We start from the raw sequence: 834 nt of genomic DNA, 5'->3' as shown, positions 1-834 counted from the left end.
GCCTGACATCCCCCAAGAATAGAACATGTGTTCGAGTTTGGTCAGGCGGTCCGGGAACCGACGGCGAGCGGGAAATGGCCGTACGTGATGCCTGCCTGGCGTCGACACGGAAGAACGAAACAGCCCCTGAATCTGCGTCTCCGCAGCTCAGGGGCTGTTTGCTGTGCGTGGGCGATACTGGGTTTGAACCAGTGACCTCTTCCGTGTCAGGGAAGCGCGCTACCGCTGCGCCAATCGCCCGTGGTGAAGCTTGTGAAGTTGTGTTGTGGAGGTGGGTACGGGATTTGAACCCGTGTACACGGATTTGCAGTCCGTTGCCTCGCCTCTCGGCCAACCCACCGCGAAGGCCACCCAAACCAACAAATCTGGACTGACCTGGTCAGCCAGTGGGTCTGACCTCTCCGAGCGGACAACGAGACTCGAACTCGCGACCTCAACCTTGGCAAGGTTGCGCTCTACCAACTGAGCTATGTCCGCATGCACGCCATCTTCGGGTTTTTCGACCCTGTTCTGGTGCGCGTCAGAACATTAGCCGATGGGGTCGGCCGTGCCAAAACGGGCCCCTCCTTCGGGATGTCGCGGCGGCACCCGGCGCCTGAACAGGGTGCTTCTAGGGTGGTCCCATGCGCGTGTGGATCAACGGCCGGATGCTGCCCGATGCGACCGCTCCGGCGGTGCCCGTCACCGACCACGGCCTGACCGTCGGCGACGCGGTGTTCGAAGCCGTCAAGGTGGTCGACGGCCAGCCGTTCGCCTTCCAGCGCCACCTCGACCGGCTGGAGCGGTCCGCGGCCGGCCTCGGCCTGGTCGGGCTCTCGCCCGACGCCGTACGGC

Annotated in this window: 3 tRNA genes and 1 pseudogene; 1 reads left to right on the top strand and 3 read right to left on the bottom strand. The window is 64.0% G+C overall.

What is annotated here, in order from left to right:
* Nucleotides 1–168: 168 nt before the first annotated feature.
* From ACOADB_RS08635 to ACOADB_RS08625, 3 genes are all read right to left on the bottom strand, one after another.
* Nucleotides 169–240, bottom strand: a tRNA-Val gene (locus ACOADB_RS08635).
* A gap of 26 nt (nucleotides 241–266) precedes the next feature.
* Nucleotides 267–340: transfer RNA gene (locus ACOADB_RS08630), tRNA-Cys, on the bottom strand.
* A 64-nt stretch (nucleotides 341–404) separates the two neighbouring features.
* Nucleotides 405–477 (bottom strand) — tRNA-Gly (locus ACOADB_RS08625).
* A 146-nt stretch (nucleotides 478–623) separates the two neighbouring features.
* On the opposite strand from ACOADB_RS08625, the pseudogene ACOADB_RS08620 reads away from it, so the two are divergent.
* Nucleotides 624–834, top strand: a pseudogene (locus ACOADB_RS08620) (4-amino-4-deoxychorismate lyase); the annotation flags it as partial.

The organism is Nocardioides sp. CPCC 206348 (assembly GCF_048654705.1).
Taxonomy (GTDB): Bacteria; Actinomycetota; Actinomycetes; order Propionibacteriales; family Nocardioidaceae; genus Nocardioides.
Note: the sequence above shows the minus strand (reverse complement) of the source record. Positions and strands in the feature narration are given on the sequence as shown.